The following is a 12,821-nucleotide window of genomic DNA, read 5'->3' on the forward strand; positions in this document are numbered from 1 at the left end:
GGAAGCAAGTGACCAGGGGGCGGCATGGCCGACACAGCGCACGACGGCGAGCCGGGTTCGGCGCGGCACATACTCGGGCTCGTCTCGTCCGGCGCCGCCACCTCCCGGGCCGACCTCGTACGGGAGTTGGGCCTCGCCCCCTCCACGGTGTCGCTGCGCGTGCAGGAACTCGTCACGGCCGGCGTGCTCACCGAATCCGGCGAGGGCGCCTCTCGGGGCGGGCGTCGGCCCCGGCTGCTGCGGGTCAAGGCGCAGGGCGGCGTCGCGCTCGCCGCGGACCTCGGCAGCCACCACGCCCGGCTCGGCGCCGTCGACCTCGGCGGCTCCGTCCACGACGCCGTCGACCTGCCGCACGACATCACCGCGGGTCCCGACTCGGCCGTCGACTGGCTCTGCGCGCAGGTGACCCGGCTCGCCGCCGCGCAGCGCGAGTCGGGGCGCACCGTGCGGGCGCTCGGCGTGGCCTTCCCGGGGCCCGTCGCCCCCGCCGACGGACGCGTCCTGAGCCCTTCGCGCATGCCAGGCTGGCACCGCTTCCCGCTGCGTGACGTCCTCACCGAGCGGCTCGGCATCCCCGTCACCGTCGCCAACGACGCCACGATGATGGCCGTCGGCGAGCACCGCACGACCCGGCCCGACCTCGACCACATGGTCGTCGTCAAGGCGGGCCGCGGCATCGGCAGCGGCATCGTCGTCGCGGGCCGGCCGCACGACGGCGCCACCGGCAGCGCCGGTGACATCAGCCACGTACGCGTGGAGGCGGCGGGCGAGCGGCCGTGCAGCTGCGGCAACATCGGCTGCCTGGAGACGGTCGCCAGCGGCGCCGCCCTCATCCGCGAACTCGCCGCGCAGGGCGTCGAGGTGGCGGACACCAGCGCACTGCTCCAGCTCGTCGCCGACGGTGACCCCCTCGCCACCACCCTCGTGCGCACCGCGGGACGCCACATCGGCACCGTCCTGTCGGTCGTCGTGAACTTCTTCAACCCACAGGCCGTCGCCCTCGGCGGGGTCCTCGCCACCGCCGAGCCCCTCGTCGCCGCCGTCCGCGGTGTGCTCTACGAGCGCTGTCTGCCGCTCGCCACCGCGGACCTGGAGATCACCACGACGACCGCGGGCCCCGACGCGGGGCTGCTCGGCGCGGGGCTGACGGCGCTGCACCAGAACCTCTCGACAGCCACCTCCGCACCACTCGCACCTCCCGCACCTCAGGAAGAGAGCGCCCCCGCATGACCGGCACCACCCCCGCAACCAGCCGCCGCCTGCGCATCGGTATCGGCGGCATCGGCATCGAGTCCTCCACGTTCTGCCCGCACCGCTCCACCGCCGACGACTTCCGGCAGACCCGCGGCCAGGACCTCCTCGACCGGTACACGTGGACGCGGCCCGACAGCGACCTCGCGGACCGCGTCGAATGGGTGCCGCTCCTGCACGCGACGTCGCTGCCCGGCGGCCCGGTGGAGGCCGAGTCGTACCTGACCCTGAAGAACGAACTGGTCACCCGCATACGCGAAGCGGGCCCGCTCGACGGACTCGTCTACGACATCCACGGCGCCATGAGCGTCATCGGCCTCACCGACGCCGAGGGCGACCTGACCGAAGCGGTCCGCGCGGCCCTCGACCACGTCGGCACCCCGGACGGCGGCCGGCCCATGATCTCCACGGCCATGGACCTGCACGGCAACGTCTCCCGCCGCTTCGCCGAGCCGGTCGACCTGCTCACCGCCCACCGGCTCGCCCCGCACGAGGACGCCTGGGAGACGCGCGAGCGCGCCGCCCGCAACCTCGTGCGCTGCCTGAGCGAGGGCGTCCGCCCGCACCGCGCCTGGGTCCAGGTCCCCGTCCTGCTCCCCGGCGAGAAGACCAGCAGCCGTCTGGAACCCGCCAGGTCCCTCTACGCCTCGCTCGCCGAGATCGAGAAGAAGGACGGCATCCTCGACGCCGCCATGTGGGTCGGCTACGCCTGGGCCGACGAGCCGCGCTGCAAGGCCGCCATCGTCGTCACCGGCGAGGACGCCGAACTCGCCGCCCACGAGGCCGAGTCGCTGGCCCGCCGCTACTGGGACGCCCGCAAGGACTTCGTGTTCGTCGGACCGACCGGCAGCGCCGAGGAGTGCATCGAGCAGGCCGTCGCCTCCGATCGGCGGCCGTTCCTCATCAGTGACTCCGGCGACAACCCGACGGCGGGCGGCGCGGGCGACCTCGCGTACATGCTGGCCAAGCTCCTCGCGCACGACGCGATCCGCACCGGCCGGGTCACCGCCGTCCACCCGGGCATCACCGACCCGGCCGCCGTCGCCGCCTGCTTCGCCGCCGGGGTCGGCGCCGAGGTGACGCTCTCCGTCGGCGGCAAGGTCGACGCCGACCACGGCGGACCCTGCGAACTCACCGGCACCGTCGAGGCGTTGCAGCGCGCCGCCGACCAGAAGGACCGCGCCGAGGGCGGCGCCTACGACCGCGGCGTCGACATGGCCGCCGTCCGCGTCGGCGGCCTCACCGTGATCCTCGTCGAGCGCCGCAAGCCCTTCCACACGCTCGCCGACTTCCTGGGCCCCGCCGACGGCGGCCTCGGCATCGACCCGCGCACGTACGACCTCGTCGTCGTCAAGATCGGCTACCTGGAGCCCGAGCTGTACGACATGGCCGCCGACTGGCTGCTCGCGCTCACCCCCGGCGGCGTCGACCAGGACCTGCCGCGCCTCGGCCACCACCGGGTCGAGCGCCCGCTCTACCCCTTCGACGAGGACGCGTACGAGAACGGGGACGGACCCGACCTCACCCCGGTGCTGCTCTAGGACCTGCCCTCACTTCCGGGCGCCCCCGCGGAACGCGCCCGGTGTCTCGCCCGCCCGCAGCCGGAAGAACTTGGTGAAGTCGCTCGGATCGGCGAACCCGAGCCGGGCCGCCACCTCCCGCGCCGGCAGACCGCTGTGCCACAGCAGGCGCTTGGCCTCCAGCAGGACCCGGTCGTCGACGTACTGCTTGGCGCTGCGGCCCGTCGCCGCGCGCGCCGCGCGGGTCAGCGTGCGCGGGCTGTAACCGAGCGCCGCCGCGTAGTCCTCGACGCGCCGGGTCACCGCGTGGTCCCGCTCGACGGCCGCGTGGAAGCGGCGGAACGTGCCGGACACCTCCGCCGCCTCCGGCGCCGGATCGCGCACGGCGGCCAACCGCACCACCAGCACGGAGAGCAGGGCCCGCAGCACTTCGGTGTGCGCCGTCAGCGGCAGCGAGGCCATCGCCCCGTACTCGTACCGCAGATGGCCGAGCGCCCGCGGCACCGCCTCGGCGTCTGCTCCCCGAGGCGCCAACGGGCGCTGCTCGTACGGCGGATCCATGTGCGCGGCAGAGACGGTCGCGGGCGGCAGGAAACCCGCCTCGAACAGCACGACCACCCCGTCCGCCGTCGCCAGGTCCGCATCGAACCGCTGCACCTGCCCCGGCCGGATCCACAGCCACGACCCGGGCCGCAGCTCCTGCTCGACGAAGTCCACCCACAGCCGCAACGGCCGGCCGCGGGCGCCGATCAACTGGTGGAAGGCGGGCCGCGAGGGCACGTACGGGTCGTTCCCGTGCCGCCGCGCCCGCTCGTACAGGTCGGCGAGCTCCATCACCTCGACCCCGGCGGGCGCGCCGACATTGGGCGTGTACGCCAGCTCCCTGACGTCCGCGCCCGGTACGGCCCCGGCATCCTGTCCGTTTTTCCCCATGCCGAGTCCCGAGCGTACCGCTACCGGGCCTGTCCTGCCGCCTAGCGTGAAGGCACAGGTCAGTGACGTGTGAGGAGAGGCCCGTGCGATTGGTCGTCGGTATGACAGGGGCGACGGGTGCGCCGTTCGGTGTCCGGCTCCTGGAGAATCTGCGCGAGCTGCCGGACGTGGAGACGCATCTGGTGCTCTCCCGCTGGGCGCGTACCACCATCGAGCTGGAGACCGGTCTCTCCGTCGCCGAGGTGTCCGCGCTCGCGGACGTCACGCACCACCCCGACGACCAGGGCGCCACCATCTCCTCCGGCTCGTTCCGCACCGACGGCATGGTCATCGTGCCGTGCTCCATGAAGACCCTCGCGGGCATCAGGACCGGATACGCCGAGGGGCTCGTGGCGCGCGCCGCCGACGTCGTCCTCAAGGAGCGCCGCAGGCTCGTCCTCGTCCCGCGGGAGACCCCGCTCAGTGAGATCCACCTCCAGAACATGCTCGAACTGGCGCGTATGGGCGTGCAGTTGGTACCGCCCATGCCCGCTTTCTACAACCACCCGCGGAGCGTCGACGACATCGTCGACCACGTCACGGCCCGCATCCTCGACCAGTTCGAGCTGCCCGCGCCCGCCGCCCGGCGCTGGGCCGGCATGCGCGCCGCCCGCGCCGCTGCCCGTGACGCCGCCTGAAGTCCCGTACCGCACAAAGGAATTCACCCATGGCCTACGACGATCTGCGCAGCTTCCTGTCCACCCTGGAGAAGGAGGGGCAACTGCTGCGCATCACCGACGAGGTGCTGCCCGAACCGGATCTGGCGGCCGCCGCCAACGCGACGGGCCGCATTGGCGAGAACGCGCCCGCCCTCTACTTCGACAACGTCAAGGGCTTCACCGACGCCCGCATCGCGCTGAACGTGCACGGCTCCTGGGCCAACCACGCCCTCGCCCTCGGGCTGCCGCGCAACACCCCGGTCAAGGAACAGGTCGAGGAGTTCGCCCGCCGCTGGGACGCCTTCCCCGTCGCGCCCGAACGCCGCGAGGACGCCCCCTGGCGCGAGAACACCCAGGAGGGCGCGGACGTCGACCTCTTCTCCGTGCTGCCCCTCTTCCGCCTCAACGACGGCGACGGCGGCTTCTACCTCGACAAGGCCGCCGTCGTCTCCCGCGACCCCGAGAACCCGGACGACTTCGGCAAGCAGAACGTCGGCACGTACCGCATCCAGGTCATCGGCCGCGACCGCCTCGCCTTCCAGCCCGTCCCCATGCACGACGTGGCCCAGCACCTGCGCAAGGCCGAGGAGGTGGGCGAGGACCTGCCCATCGCCATCACCCTGGGCAACGACCCCGTGATGGCGATCGTCGCCGGGATGCCGATGGCGTACGACCAGAGCGAGTACGAGATGGCCGGCGCGCTGCGCGGCGCCCCCGCACCGATCGCCACCGCGCCGCTCACCGGCTTCGACGTGCCCTGGGGCAGCGAGGTCGTCATCGAGGGCGTCATCGAGTCCCGCACGCGTCAAATAGAGGGCCCCTTCGGCGAGTTCACCGGTCATTACTCGGGCGGCCGCCGCATGCCGGTCATCCGCGTCGACCGCGTCTCGTACCGCACGAACCCCGTCTTCGAGTCGCTCTACCTCGGCATGCCGTGGACCGAGGTCGACTACCTCGTCGGCCCCAACACCTGCGTACCCCTGCTCAAGCAGCTGCGCGCGGAGTTCCCCGAGGTGCAGGCCGTCAACGCCATGTACACCCACGGGCTGATGGTGGTGATCTCCACGGCCAAGCGGTACGGCGGCTTCGCCAAGGCCGTCGGCATGCGCGCGATGACGACACCGCACGGACTCGGCTACGTCTCCCAGGTGATCCTCGTCGACGAGGACGTGGACCCCTTCAACCTGCCGCAGGTCATGTGGGCGATGTCCGCGAAGGTCAACCCGAAGGACGACGTCGTGGTCATCCCCAACCTGTCGGTCCTCGAACTGGCGCCCGCCGCCCAGCCCGCCGGCATCACCAGCAAGATGATCATCGACGCGACGACGCCGGTCGCCCCCGACGTACGCGGCAACTTCTCCACCCCGGCCAAGGACCTGCCCGAGACCGCCGAGTGGGCCGCCCGCCTGCAACGCCTCATCGCGGCCCGCCACTGAATCCGTACCGCCCCCAGGAAGGTCAACTCCCGTGAACGACCAGCACCTTGAGTGCCCCCGCTGCGCCTTCGAGGCGGTCAGCCGGCTCGCCACCTCGCCCGTCCCCGGCGTCTGGGACGTGCTCCAGTGCGGGCGCTGCCTCTACACCTGGCGCACCACCGAGCCCGACCGGCGCACCCGCCGCGACGCCTACCCGGACCTCTTCAAGCTGACGCAGGACGACATCGACGGCGCGATCGAGGTACCGGCGATCCCGCCGCTGCGCACCGGCGCCGAGCGCTGAGACACGAAGGTGCCCCGGCCGGCCCGCCGGGGCACCTTCGTATCCGTATGGTTCAGACCGAGCGGTGGTACTGGTCCGGCACGTGCACGTCGGCGCCCAGCTCGCGCGCCGCGTGGCGGGCGAACGACGGGTCGCGCAGCAGCTCGCGGCCGAGCAGCACCGCGTCGGCCTCGCCGTCCACGACGATCTTCTCGGCCTGCTGCGGCTCCGTGATCAGACCGACGGCCGCGGCCGGTACACCCGCCTCGCCGCGCACCCGCGCCGCGAACGGGACCTGGTAGCCGGGCCCGACCGGGATGCGTACGCCCGCCGCGTTGCCACCGGTCGACACGTCGATCAGGTCCACGCCGTGCGCCTGGAGCTCGGCGGCGAAGCGCACGGTGTCGTCCGCGGTCCAGCCGCCCTCCTCCAGCCAGTCGGTCGCGGAGATACGGAAGAACAGGGGCAGCCCGTCGGGCCACACCGCGCGCACCGCGTCGACGACCTCCAGGGCGAACCGAGGTAAGAGCTCCGCAGCGCATCACAGACGAGCCCCGTCGGGATCATCCGGCGGGGCTTTTTTGTGTGGCGTACTACTGAACACCCTCCCTCTCGCCTGGAGCTTCTGACCTTCGCTGAGCGCGTGGCGGTCCAGCATCTGGAGCAGATCCGGCGTTGGAAGGCGGACGAGGAGCGGTGCCAGGCTGAGCGCGGAGGAGGAGCGGCGCGGTCCGCCGGTTCCGGATTGGCTCCTGGAGCAAGGGCTCACCGGTCGTGCGGCAACGTACGTCCACGTCGGTGGGTGCTGGAGCGGCCGGAAGCGCACGCGGGGGCAAGCTCTCCAGGGGCTCCGAGAGGGGGTTGAACCGTGCCCGCAGTGCCGAACGGACACCGGGCTTGGGATGCTGGACAGCTAGAAGATGCGTCGGCGTCCGGACGGTCCGAAAGTTAATGGTATGAGATGGCGTGTAGGTGAGACTCGTGACTTGAAAATTCTTGAGATGACGCAGACCCAGAGTCTGACCGAAGTACGGACTCGATCTACGCAGCTCCTACAATCGGTAGTCGTCGCCACGTCGATCACCTTCTCGGTCACTTACGGAAGAGGCAGGAGCATGCCTCCATGGGTCCTTGTGCCCACGGTGGTCGCTCTGGCGGCAACGCTTGGGGTTGCTGGCTACATCGCAAGGCCCTTGGAGCCCTGGTCCATCCCGGGAGAGATGATGAAGGGCCGGGACGCTTTCAAAGACAAGGTGGCTTACCGCGACTATCTGCTGATGTTGATTGGCGAGATGGAGAAGGGCAAGAAATGCAACAGCGAAGCGATCAACAAACGCTTCGATTGCTTCGAAAACTTGCTCATCGGACTAGGTCTGTTGCTCGGAGCGACCGTGTTCGTCTACGTCGGAACCCTCTGCGTGTAGCCCAGCACACCGCGCCAGTGCGACCTCCGCGTGGCACAACTGCACCCCTAAGAGCATGGAAGCCAGTCCCGGCGCCGGGTACGTGCGCTTGGGTTACCGACCCGAGCAGCGCGCACGTGGCTACCCCAAATAGGGCTGCACTCGTTCGTCTAGGAAGTGCTGGAGACGTAGCCGCTGCGTCTCATGCATGGGCAACGCCTCCAGGTCGTCCGGGGCGACCCAGCGGAGATCGAGGGACTCGTCCGAGATGGCCAACTTCCCGCCCACTAGACGGGCCCGAAAGCACACGTTGAACTGTCGGCGGATCTCACCATTGCTGTACGCGATGATGTGCCGCGGGTCGGTGTACGTACCGACCAGACCCGTCACTTCGACGTCCAAGCCGGTCTCTTCCTTGACCTCCCGGACTGCCGTTCCGGGCAGGCTGTCGCTCAGTTCCATACCTCCACCCGGCAGCGCCCACTTCCCGGAGTCTGCCCGCCGCTGAAGGAGGATGCGGCCCTGATCGTCCGTGACTACCGCGGAGGCGGCAACTACAAGACTGTTAGGTTCCGGGGCTGTTGGATCGTCGTAGTACTCAGTCCTGCCCATCACGCCTCCACAGGGTTGGCCGCCTGCCAGACGGCATCGAAGCTCTCCGTGTACCCATGGAACATGCGGCCACCGTCGGCCCGACGCAGGTGCCAGACAGGCGCGGCATACGCGTTTATGCCCCACACATGGGCGTTGACCAACATTTGGTCGTCTACGCGGTAGAGCGAGTTGTAGAGGGTAGTCCCGTGCGTCCGTAGGTCGATGCCGGAGACTCCGAGCAACGGACGGTAGTGCAGGAAAGCCAGCCGACAGCGCGACTCGATGCCGTGGCCATACTTCTCCTCACGCCCGCGCGCTGCGACGTTCTCTGAGTCAGCGTCCCCCAGAGCGATACGCACGGCGCATCCCTCCGACGCCTTCTCCCGTAAGAGGCTGTTAAGACGCGGGTACGCCTCGTGCAGGAATACAGCCGCATAGACCAGGATGTCTATGCGCTCGCGTGCCACCGCCAAGAGGTCGATGAACACCGACACGGGTAGGTCTGCCCGCTGTTCGTACAGGGCCACGAGTTCGGGACTGACGGCTCGTGCGGTACGTGCTTGTCGGAGTGAAGGCCAGAGTGCGTGCACGTCTTCCCCTAGCTTCTCAGCAGCTTTGAGCGCAGTCGCTCGCCGGGGGACGCGGCCAAGATTGACCCATCGTTCGACGCTCTTCGGGTCGACGTCAACGACCTTCGCTAGGCCGGCGTGAGTCCACCCTCCAGCAGCCATGACGGCCCGTAGGCGTTCGTTCTGCATCGCCAGTTTCACCCCACAGTTCAGGACGCCGCTAGGGACGTTCTACACCCTCCGGGACGTCCCGAAGTGGGGAATGTACGTAGTTCCCGCGTCCCGGTGATCCACCAAAGAATGGGGTCACTGGCGACGCGCGAAGGGCGGACGAATGGACTTGCAGAGGGCGGATCTGGCCCCGGGGGACCTCGTCGTCGACAAGACGAGACGGAAACTCGGCCGCGTCATGGGCAGCGAAGGGCCCTACGTCCAGCTTCGGCCTCCGGGAGGCGGGAGGGAATGGGACGCAGCCCCTGACATCCTCCGCCCCGCTGACGAGGACGAGAAGCTTCGTGCAGCCGTTGTGGAGGTCCCAGTGGCGAGCGTTGACAGGGAGACGCGATGACCCGCTCCATTATCCGCAAAGTGCGTTGGCACATCGGCCCTGACACGAGCGCGGGAGAATCTCGGGGCCCCGCTGTGTCGGTGAGCTGTACGACGTGTGCGGAGACGTCAGGGACCGTGGACATCGAGACGGACGCTCCGGAGGAGTGGGCGTTCGGGCACGTGTCCAAGCACCCGTCCCACACCGGGTATCGGTTCAATCTGACGTCCCTGTGGCGCGCGACGCCGGTAGACGGAGACGTTGTGGCGGTGGAGCCACCGGAGGTGGAGCTGTGACGGGGGAGGAGCGCCCCGTGTGCGGCGCCACGGAGCAGGTCCCGCCGGTGATCGTTGCGAACCTCTGGGCCATCTGCCGGCGCGACGTGTCCGGCGTAGTGGTGCATTGCGGACGAGCCCCCAAGCACTCCCCTACGGGGCACCTTGGCCGGCTGCTCGACTTAGGGGAACTCCGGTGGGAGGACCCCTCCTAGACCCGCGTCCCCGGAACCTGTAGGCCGGGGGCGCGGAAAGGGGCGGGCAGGGTACTAGCGTCGCCCGTTGGGCACCCTGCCCGCTTCGGCGGCCGAAGCCCCGCTCTCGTCTCCTCCTGTGCGGGGACGAGAGCGGGGCTATGGTCGTGACTCAGGAACGGCCGTACTGCTCGGGGACGTGCACAGCGCCCCCCAGTTCCTTAGCAGCACGACGGGCCCAGTACGGGTCACGCAGCAGTTCGCGGCCGAGGAGAATGGCGTCAGCCTCCCCATTGGCGAGAATCTTTGCAGCCTGTGCGGGCTCCGTGATCAGGCCGACAGCCGCCGCCGGCATCGGAGTCTCGTTCTTCAGGCGGGCCGCAAACGGAACCTGGTAGCCAGGCTCGACGGGGATGCGCACGCCCGCGGCGTTGCCTCCGGTGGAGACGTCGACAAGGTCAATGCCATGGTCCTTGAGGATCGTCGCCAGGCGGACAGTGTCGTCACCAGTCCATCCCCCTGTCTCCAGCCAATCCGTTGCGGAGATACGGAAGAAGAGCGGCAGTTTTGCCGGCCACACCTCCCGGACGGCGTCCACAACCTCCAGTGCGAAGCGGATCCGGTTCTCGAAGGAACCGCCGTACTCGTCGTCACGGTGGTTGCTGTGAGGAGAGAGGAACTGACCGATCAGATACCCGTGAGCGCCGTGAATCTCTGCCACCTGGAAGCCTGCATCGAGTGCCCGACGGGCAGCATCCGCGAACTGCTCGACGACTTCCCGGATCTCGACGACGGTGAGGGCGTGGGGGACGTGATGGCCTTCGGCGAAGGGGACAGCGCTCGGCGCAACCGGCGTCCACCCGAACTCATCCGTGCCGACCGGCCCGCCACCCTTCCACGGGCGGTCGGTTGCAGCCTTGCGCCCAGCATGAGCGATCTGAATTCCCGGGATACTGCCTTGACTTTTGACGAAGTCGGTGATCCGGCGGAACGCGTCCACCTGCTCGTCGTTCCAGATCCCCAGGTCGTACGGGGAGATCCGGCCCTCGGGGCTGACGCCGGTCGCCTCGACGATGATCAGGCCGGTGCCGCCGGCCGCCCGGGCGCCGTAGTGCTGGAAGTGCCAGTCCGTGGGAGCGCCGGTCAGCGGGCCCTCGGGGGCGGCGCTGTACTGGCACATGGGCGGCATCCAGACGCGGTTCGGGACAGTCAGCGATCGCAGGGTGTAAGGCTCGAACAGCGCGCTCACGGCGGACTCCATTCGTACGGCTGGGGATGCTTGCCTCGTACGATAGACCTCGTAGTACGGCAACTGTCAAACTACGAGAATTCTCGTACAATGACCGCCATGACGACCGCCGCAGCGCCCACCACAGCCGGCCGCACCCTCGCCCACCCCGATCGTGCGGAGATCCGCCTCGAAGCGGTGCTGCACGCGTTGTCCGACCCGATGCGGCTGGCCGTGGTCCGCGAGATGGCGAGGGCCCAGGGCTCCGACTCCCCGGGCCTCTCCTGTTCGCACTTCGACCTGCCCGTCACCAAGTCCACCTCCACGCACCACTTCCGGGTGCTGCGCGAGAGCGGCGTGATCGAGCAGGTCTACCGCGGGACGACGAAGCTGAACGGGCTGCGCAGGGCCGATCTAGACGCCCTGTTTCCCGGGCTGCTCGACAGCGTGCTCGACGCGGCCGCCCGGCAGTCCGACCGGCTCGGTGGCGGCGGGAGCGGCGACTGAGACGGGCGTGTCCGCCTTCTTGCCGGGAAGGTGGTTGAAGAGAAGGTTCAGCGCGATCGCGGTGGCGCACCCCGCGCTGATCCCGCTGTCCATGACCGTCCGGAACCAGTCGGGGAAGTGCGCGTACACCTCCGGCACACCCACCGGGAGCACGCCGACCGCGACCGACACGGCCACCACGGTCAGGTTGTGGTTGTCCCGGAAGTCGACCTGGGCGAGGGTCCTGAGGCCGCTCGCCGCGATCGTCCCGAACATCACCAGGCCGGCGCCGCCGAGCACCGGCGCCGGGATGGCCGCGACGACCGCGCCGAGCTTGGGCACCAGACCGAGCAGGACCAGCATGCCGCCGGCCGCGGCGACGACCCAGCGGCTGCGCACCCGGCTCATGCCGACCAGGCCGACGTTCTGTGCGAAGGCCGTGTAGGGAAAGGTGTTGAAGACGCCGCCCAGCAGCGTCGAGAAGCCGTCGGCGCGCAGCCCGTCGCCGAGCGCGCGCGGCGTCACCGGCCGGTCCGTGATCTCGCCGACCGCGATGAAGTCACCGGTCGTCTCCGTCATGGAGACCAGCGCGACGACCAGCATCGAGACGATCGCCGCGCCATGGAACTCCGGTGCGCCGAAGTGGAACGGTGTGCTGACGCCCACCCACTCCGCGTCGCCGACCCCGCCGAAGTCGGTGAAGCCGGCCGGTATCGCCACCAGCATGCCGACGACGATGCCGACGAGCACCGCGATCCGGCTCAGGAAGGGCGGCGCGAACCGCTGCACGGCCAGCACCACCAGCAGGACGAGCGCGGCGAGGCCGATGTTGCGCGGCTCCCCGAAGTCCTTCGCGCCAGCGCCGCCCGCGACCCAGTTGCCCGCCACCGGCAGCAGCGACACCCCGATGATCAGGATGACGGTGCCGGTCACCAGGGGCGGGAAGAAGCGCAGCAACCGCCCGAAGACCGGGGCGAGCACCATCATCGCGAGCCCCGCGACGATCACCGCCCCGTAGATCGCGGGCAGCCCGCCGCCCGTGGTGCCGATGAGCACCATCGGCGAGACGGCCGCGAACGTGCAGCCCTGCACGATCGGCAGCCGGATACCGAACCGCCACACGCCCACGCACTGGATCAGCGTCGCGATCCCGCACACCAGCAGATCGGCGGTGATCAGATAGGCGAGATCGGCGGGCGGCAGCTTCATCGCACCGCCCACGATCAGCGGCACGGCGACCGCGCCGGCGTACATCGCGAGGACGTGCTGGAGCCCGAACGCCAGCAGCTGACGGGTGGGCGGGGCCTGATCGACCGGGTGTGTCATACGTGCTCCAAGACCGGGGACGCCACGAGGACGGAGTGGGGAGGCGGCAGCACGAGACCGTATTCGGCTTAAACGGTTTGTTGATTTCGCCGGTGTTGC

Annotated in this window: 15 protein-coding genes and 1 pseudogene; 10 read left to right on the forward strand and 6 right to left on the reverse strand. The window is 69.8% G+C overall.

Annotated elements, in window-relative coordinates; all coding sequences use genetic code 11:
- Positions 1 to 24 precede the first annotated feature (24 nt).
- Positions 25 to 1,230, forward strand: a complete 1,206-nt coding sequence (locus ACZ45E_RS24055) for an ROK family protein (protein WP_468223768.1) — start codon at positions 25 to 27, stop codon at positions 1,228 to 1,230.
- On the forward strand, positions 1,227 to 2,792 hold the full coding sequence (locus tag ACZ45E_RS24060) for a M81 family metallopeptidase (protein ID WP_468223771.1): 1,566 nt from the start codon (positions 1,227 to 1,229) through the stop codon (positions 2,790 to 2,792). The genes ACZ45E_RS24055 and ACZ45E_RS24060 overlap by 4 nt, the downstream gene beginning before the upstream one ends.
- 9 nt (positions 2,793 to 2,801) lie before the next feature.
- On the opposite strand, the gene ACZ45E_RS24065 is transcribed toward ACZ45E_RS24060, so the two are convergent.
- Positions 2,802 to 3,704, reverse strand: coding sequence for a helix-turn-helix transcriptional regulator (locus ACZ45E_RS24065; protein WP_468223774.1), 903 nt, complete (start codon positions 3,702 to 3,704; stop codon positions 2,802 to 2,804).
- Between the two features lie 83 nt (positions 3,705 to 3,787).
- Between ACZ45E_RS24065 and vdcB the strand changes: the two genes are divergently transcribed.
- The 3 genes from vdcB to ACZ45E_RS24080 are packed head-to-tail and all read left to right on the forward strand — an operon-like array spanning position 3,788 to position 6,121.
- Positions 3,788 to 4,381: a non-oxidative vanillic acid decarboxylases subunit B gene (gene vdcB, locus ACZ45E_RS24070; protein WP_468223775.1), complete on the forward strand. Its 594-nt coding sequence runs from the start codon at positions 3,788 to 3,790 to the stop codon at positions 4,379 to 4,381.
- 29 nt (positions 4,382 to 4,410) lie between these two features.
- A complete protein-coding gene (gene vdcC, locus ACZ45E_RS24075) occupies positions 4,411 to 5,838 on the forward strand; it encodes a non-oxidative vanillic acid decarboxylases subunit C (protein WP_468223777.1) in 1,428 nt (475 codons plus the stop codon).
- A gap of 31 nt (positions 5,839 to 5,869) precedes the next feature.
- Positions 5,870 to 6,121 carry a non-oxidative hydroxyarylic acid decarboxylases subunit D gene (locus ACZ45E_RS24080; RefSeq protein WP_468223779.1) on the forward strand — a complete coding sequence of 84 codons (252 nt, stop codon included), beginning with the start codon at positions 5,870 to 5,872 and terminating at the stop codon, positions 6,119 to 6,121.
- Positions 6,122 to 6,173: 52 nt separating this feature from the next.
- On the opposite strand, the pseudogene ACZ45E_RS24085 reads toward ACZ45E_RS24080, so the two are convergent.
- Positions 6,174 to 6,620, reverse strand: a pseudogene (locus ACZ45E_RS24085) (oxidoreductase); the annotation flags it as partial.
- A gap of 232 nt (positions 6,621 to 6,852) precedes the next feature.
- Here ACZ45E_RS24085 and ACZ45E_RS24090 point away from each other — a divergent pair.
- Both ACZ45E_RS24090 and ACZ45E_RS24095 read left to right on the forward strand, forming a co-directional pair.
- On the forward strand, positions 6,853 to 7,017 hold the full coding sequence (locus ACZ45E_RS24090; protein ID WP_468224281.1) for a DUF6233 domain-containing protein: 165 nt from the start codon (positions 6,853 to 6,855) through the stop codon (positions 7,015 to 7,017).
- A gap of 84 nt (positions 7,018 to 7,101) precedes the next feature.
- A complete protein-coding gene (locus ACZ45E_RS24095) occupies positions 7,102 to 7,524 on the forward strand; it encodes a hypothetical protein (RefSeq protein WP_468223782.1) in 423 nt (140 codons plus the stop codon).
- A 120-nt stretch (positions 7,525 to 7,644) separates the two neighbouring features.
- On the opposite strand, the gene ACZ45E_RS24100 is transcribed toward ACZ45E_RS24095, so the two are convergent.
- Together ACZ45E_RS24100 and ACZ45E_RS24105 are read right to left on the reverse strand one after the other, a co-directional pair.
- Entirely contained in the window at positions 7,645 to 8,115 is a 471-nt protein-coding gene (locus ACZ45E_RS24100; RefSeq protein ID WP_468223784.1) for an NUDIX domain-containing protein, read from the reverse strand.
- The gene (locus tag ACZ45E_RS24105) at positions 8,115 to 8,855 is read right to left on the reverse strand and encodes an XRE family transcriptional regulator (protein WP_468223786.1); all 741 of its coding nucleotides are present in this window, start codon (positions 8,853 to 8,855) and stop codon (positions 8,115 to 8,117) included. The genes ACZ45E_RS24100 and ACZ45E_RS24105 overlap by 1 nt, the downstream gene beginning before the upstream one ends.
- Positions 8,856 to 9,000: 145 nt before the next feature.
- Between ACZ45E_RS24105 and ACZ45E_RS24110 the strand changes: the two genes are divergently transcribed.
- A complete protein-coding gene (locus ACZ45E_RS24110; RefSeq protein ID WP_468223789.1) occupies positions 9,001 to 9,234 on the forward strand; it encodes a hypothetical protein in 234 nt (77 codons plus the stop codon).
- Positions 9,231 to 9,509, forward strand: a complete 279-nt coding sequence (locus tag ACZ45E_RS24115; RefSeq protein WP_468223791.1) for a DUF7848 domain-containing protein — start codon at positions 9,231 to 9,233, stop codon at positions 9,507 to 9,509. The genes ACZ45E_RS24110 and ACZ45E_RS24115 overlap by 4 nt, the downstream gene beginning before the upstream one ends.
- Before the next feature lie 345 nt (positions 9,510 to 9,854).
- Here the strand turns inward: ACZ45E_RS24115 and ACZ45E_RS24120 are convergent, their stop codons facing one another.
- The gene (locus ACZ45E_RS24120; RefSeq protein WP_468223792.1) at positions 9,855 to 10,931 is read right to left on the reverse strand and encodes an NADH:flavin oxidoreductase/NADH oxidase; all 1,077 of its coding nucleotides are present in this window, start codon (positions 10,929 to 10,931) and stop codon (positions 9,855 to 9,857) included.
- Between the two features lie 99 nt (positions 10,932 to 11,030).
- On the opposite strand from ACZ45E_RS24120, the gene ACZ45E_RS24125 reads away from it, so the two are divergent.
- Entirely contained in the window at positions 11,031 to 11,417 is a 387-nt protein-coding gene (locus ACZ45E_RS24125) for an ArsR/SmtB family transcription factor (protein WP_468223795.1), read from the forward strand.
- Here ACZ45E_RS24125 and ACZ45E_RS24130 read toward each other — a convergent pair.
- Complete coding sequence (locus tag ACZ45E_RS24130) at positions 11,325 to 12,722, reverse strand: nucleobase:cation symporter-2 family protein (RefSeq protein WP_468223798.1); 1,398 nt, start codon at positions 12,720 to 12,722, stop codon at positions 11,325 to 11,327. The two genes, ACZ45E_RS24125 and ACZ45E_RS24130, sit on opposite strands and share 93 nt — an antisense overlap.
- Positions 12,723 to 12,821 lie beyond the last annotated feature (99 nt).

The organism is Streptomyces sp. NPDC030991 (assembly GCF_055571235.1).

Coding starts and splice junctions, on each gene's coding strand:
- ACZ45E_RS24100 (WP_468223784.1), bottom strand. CDS start 8,115: ATGGGCAGGACTGAGTACTACGACGATCCAACAGCCCCGGAACCTAAC.
- ACZ45E_RS24095 (WP_468223782.1), top strand. CDS start 7,102: ATGACGCAGACCCAGAGTCTGACCGAAGTACGGACTCGATCTACGCAG.
- ACZ45E_RS24125 (WP_468223795.1), top strand. CDS start 11,031: ATGACGACCGCCGCAGCGCCCACCACAGCCGGCCGCACCCTCGCCCAC.
- ACZ45E_RS24105 (WP_468223786.1), bottom strand. CDS start 8,855: ATGCAGAACGAACGCCTACGGGCCGTCATGGCTGCTGGAGGGTGGACT.
- ACZ45E_RS24065 (WP_468223774.1), bottom strand. CDS start 3,704: ATGGGGAAAAACGGACAGGATGCCGGGGCCGTACCGGGCGCGGACGTC.
- ACZ45E_RS24130 (WP_468223798.1), bottom strand. CDS start 12,722: ATGACACACCCGGTCGATCAGGCCCCGCCCACCCGTCAGCTGCTGGCG.
- ACZ45E_RS24055 (WP_468223768.1), top strand. CDS start 25: ATGGCCGACACAGCGCACGACGGCGAGCCGGGTTCGGCGCGGCACATA.
- ACZ45E_RS24115 (WP_468223791.1), top strand. CDS start 9,231: ATGACCCGCTCCATTATCCGCAAAGTGCGTTGGCACATCGGCCCTGAC.
- ACZ45E_RS24110 (WP_468223789.1), top strand. CDS start 9,001: ATGGACTTGCAGAGGGCGGATCTGGCCCCGGGGGACCTCGTCGTCGAC.
- ACZ45E_RS24060 (WP_468223771.1), top strand. CDS start 1,227: ATGACCGGCACCACCCCCGCAACCAGCCGCCGCCTGCGCATCGGTATC.
- vdcC (WP_468223777.1), top strand. CDS start 4,411: ATGGCCTACGACGATCTGCGCAGCTTCCTGTCCACCCTGGAGAAGGAG.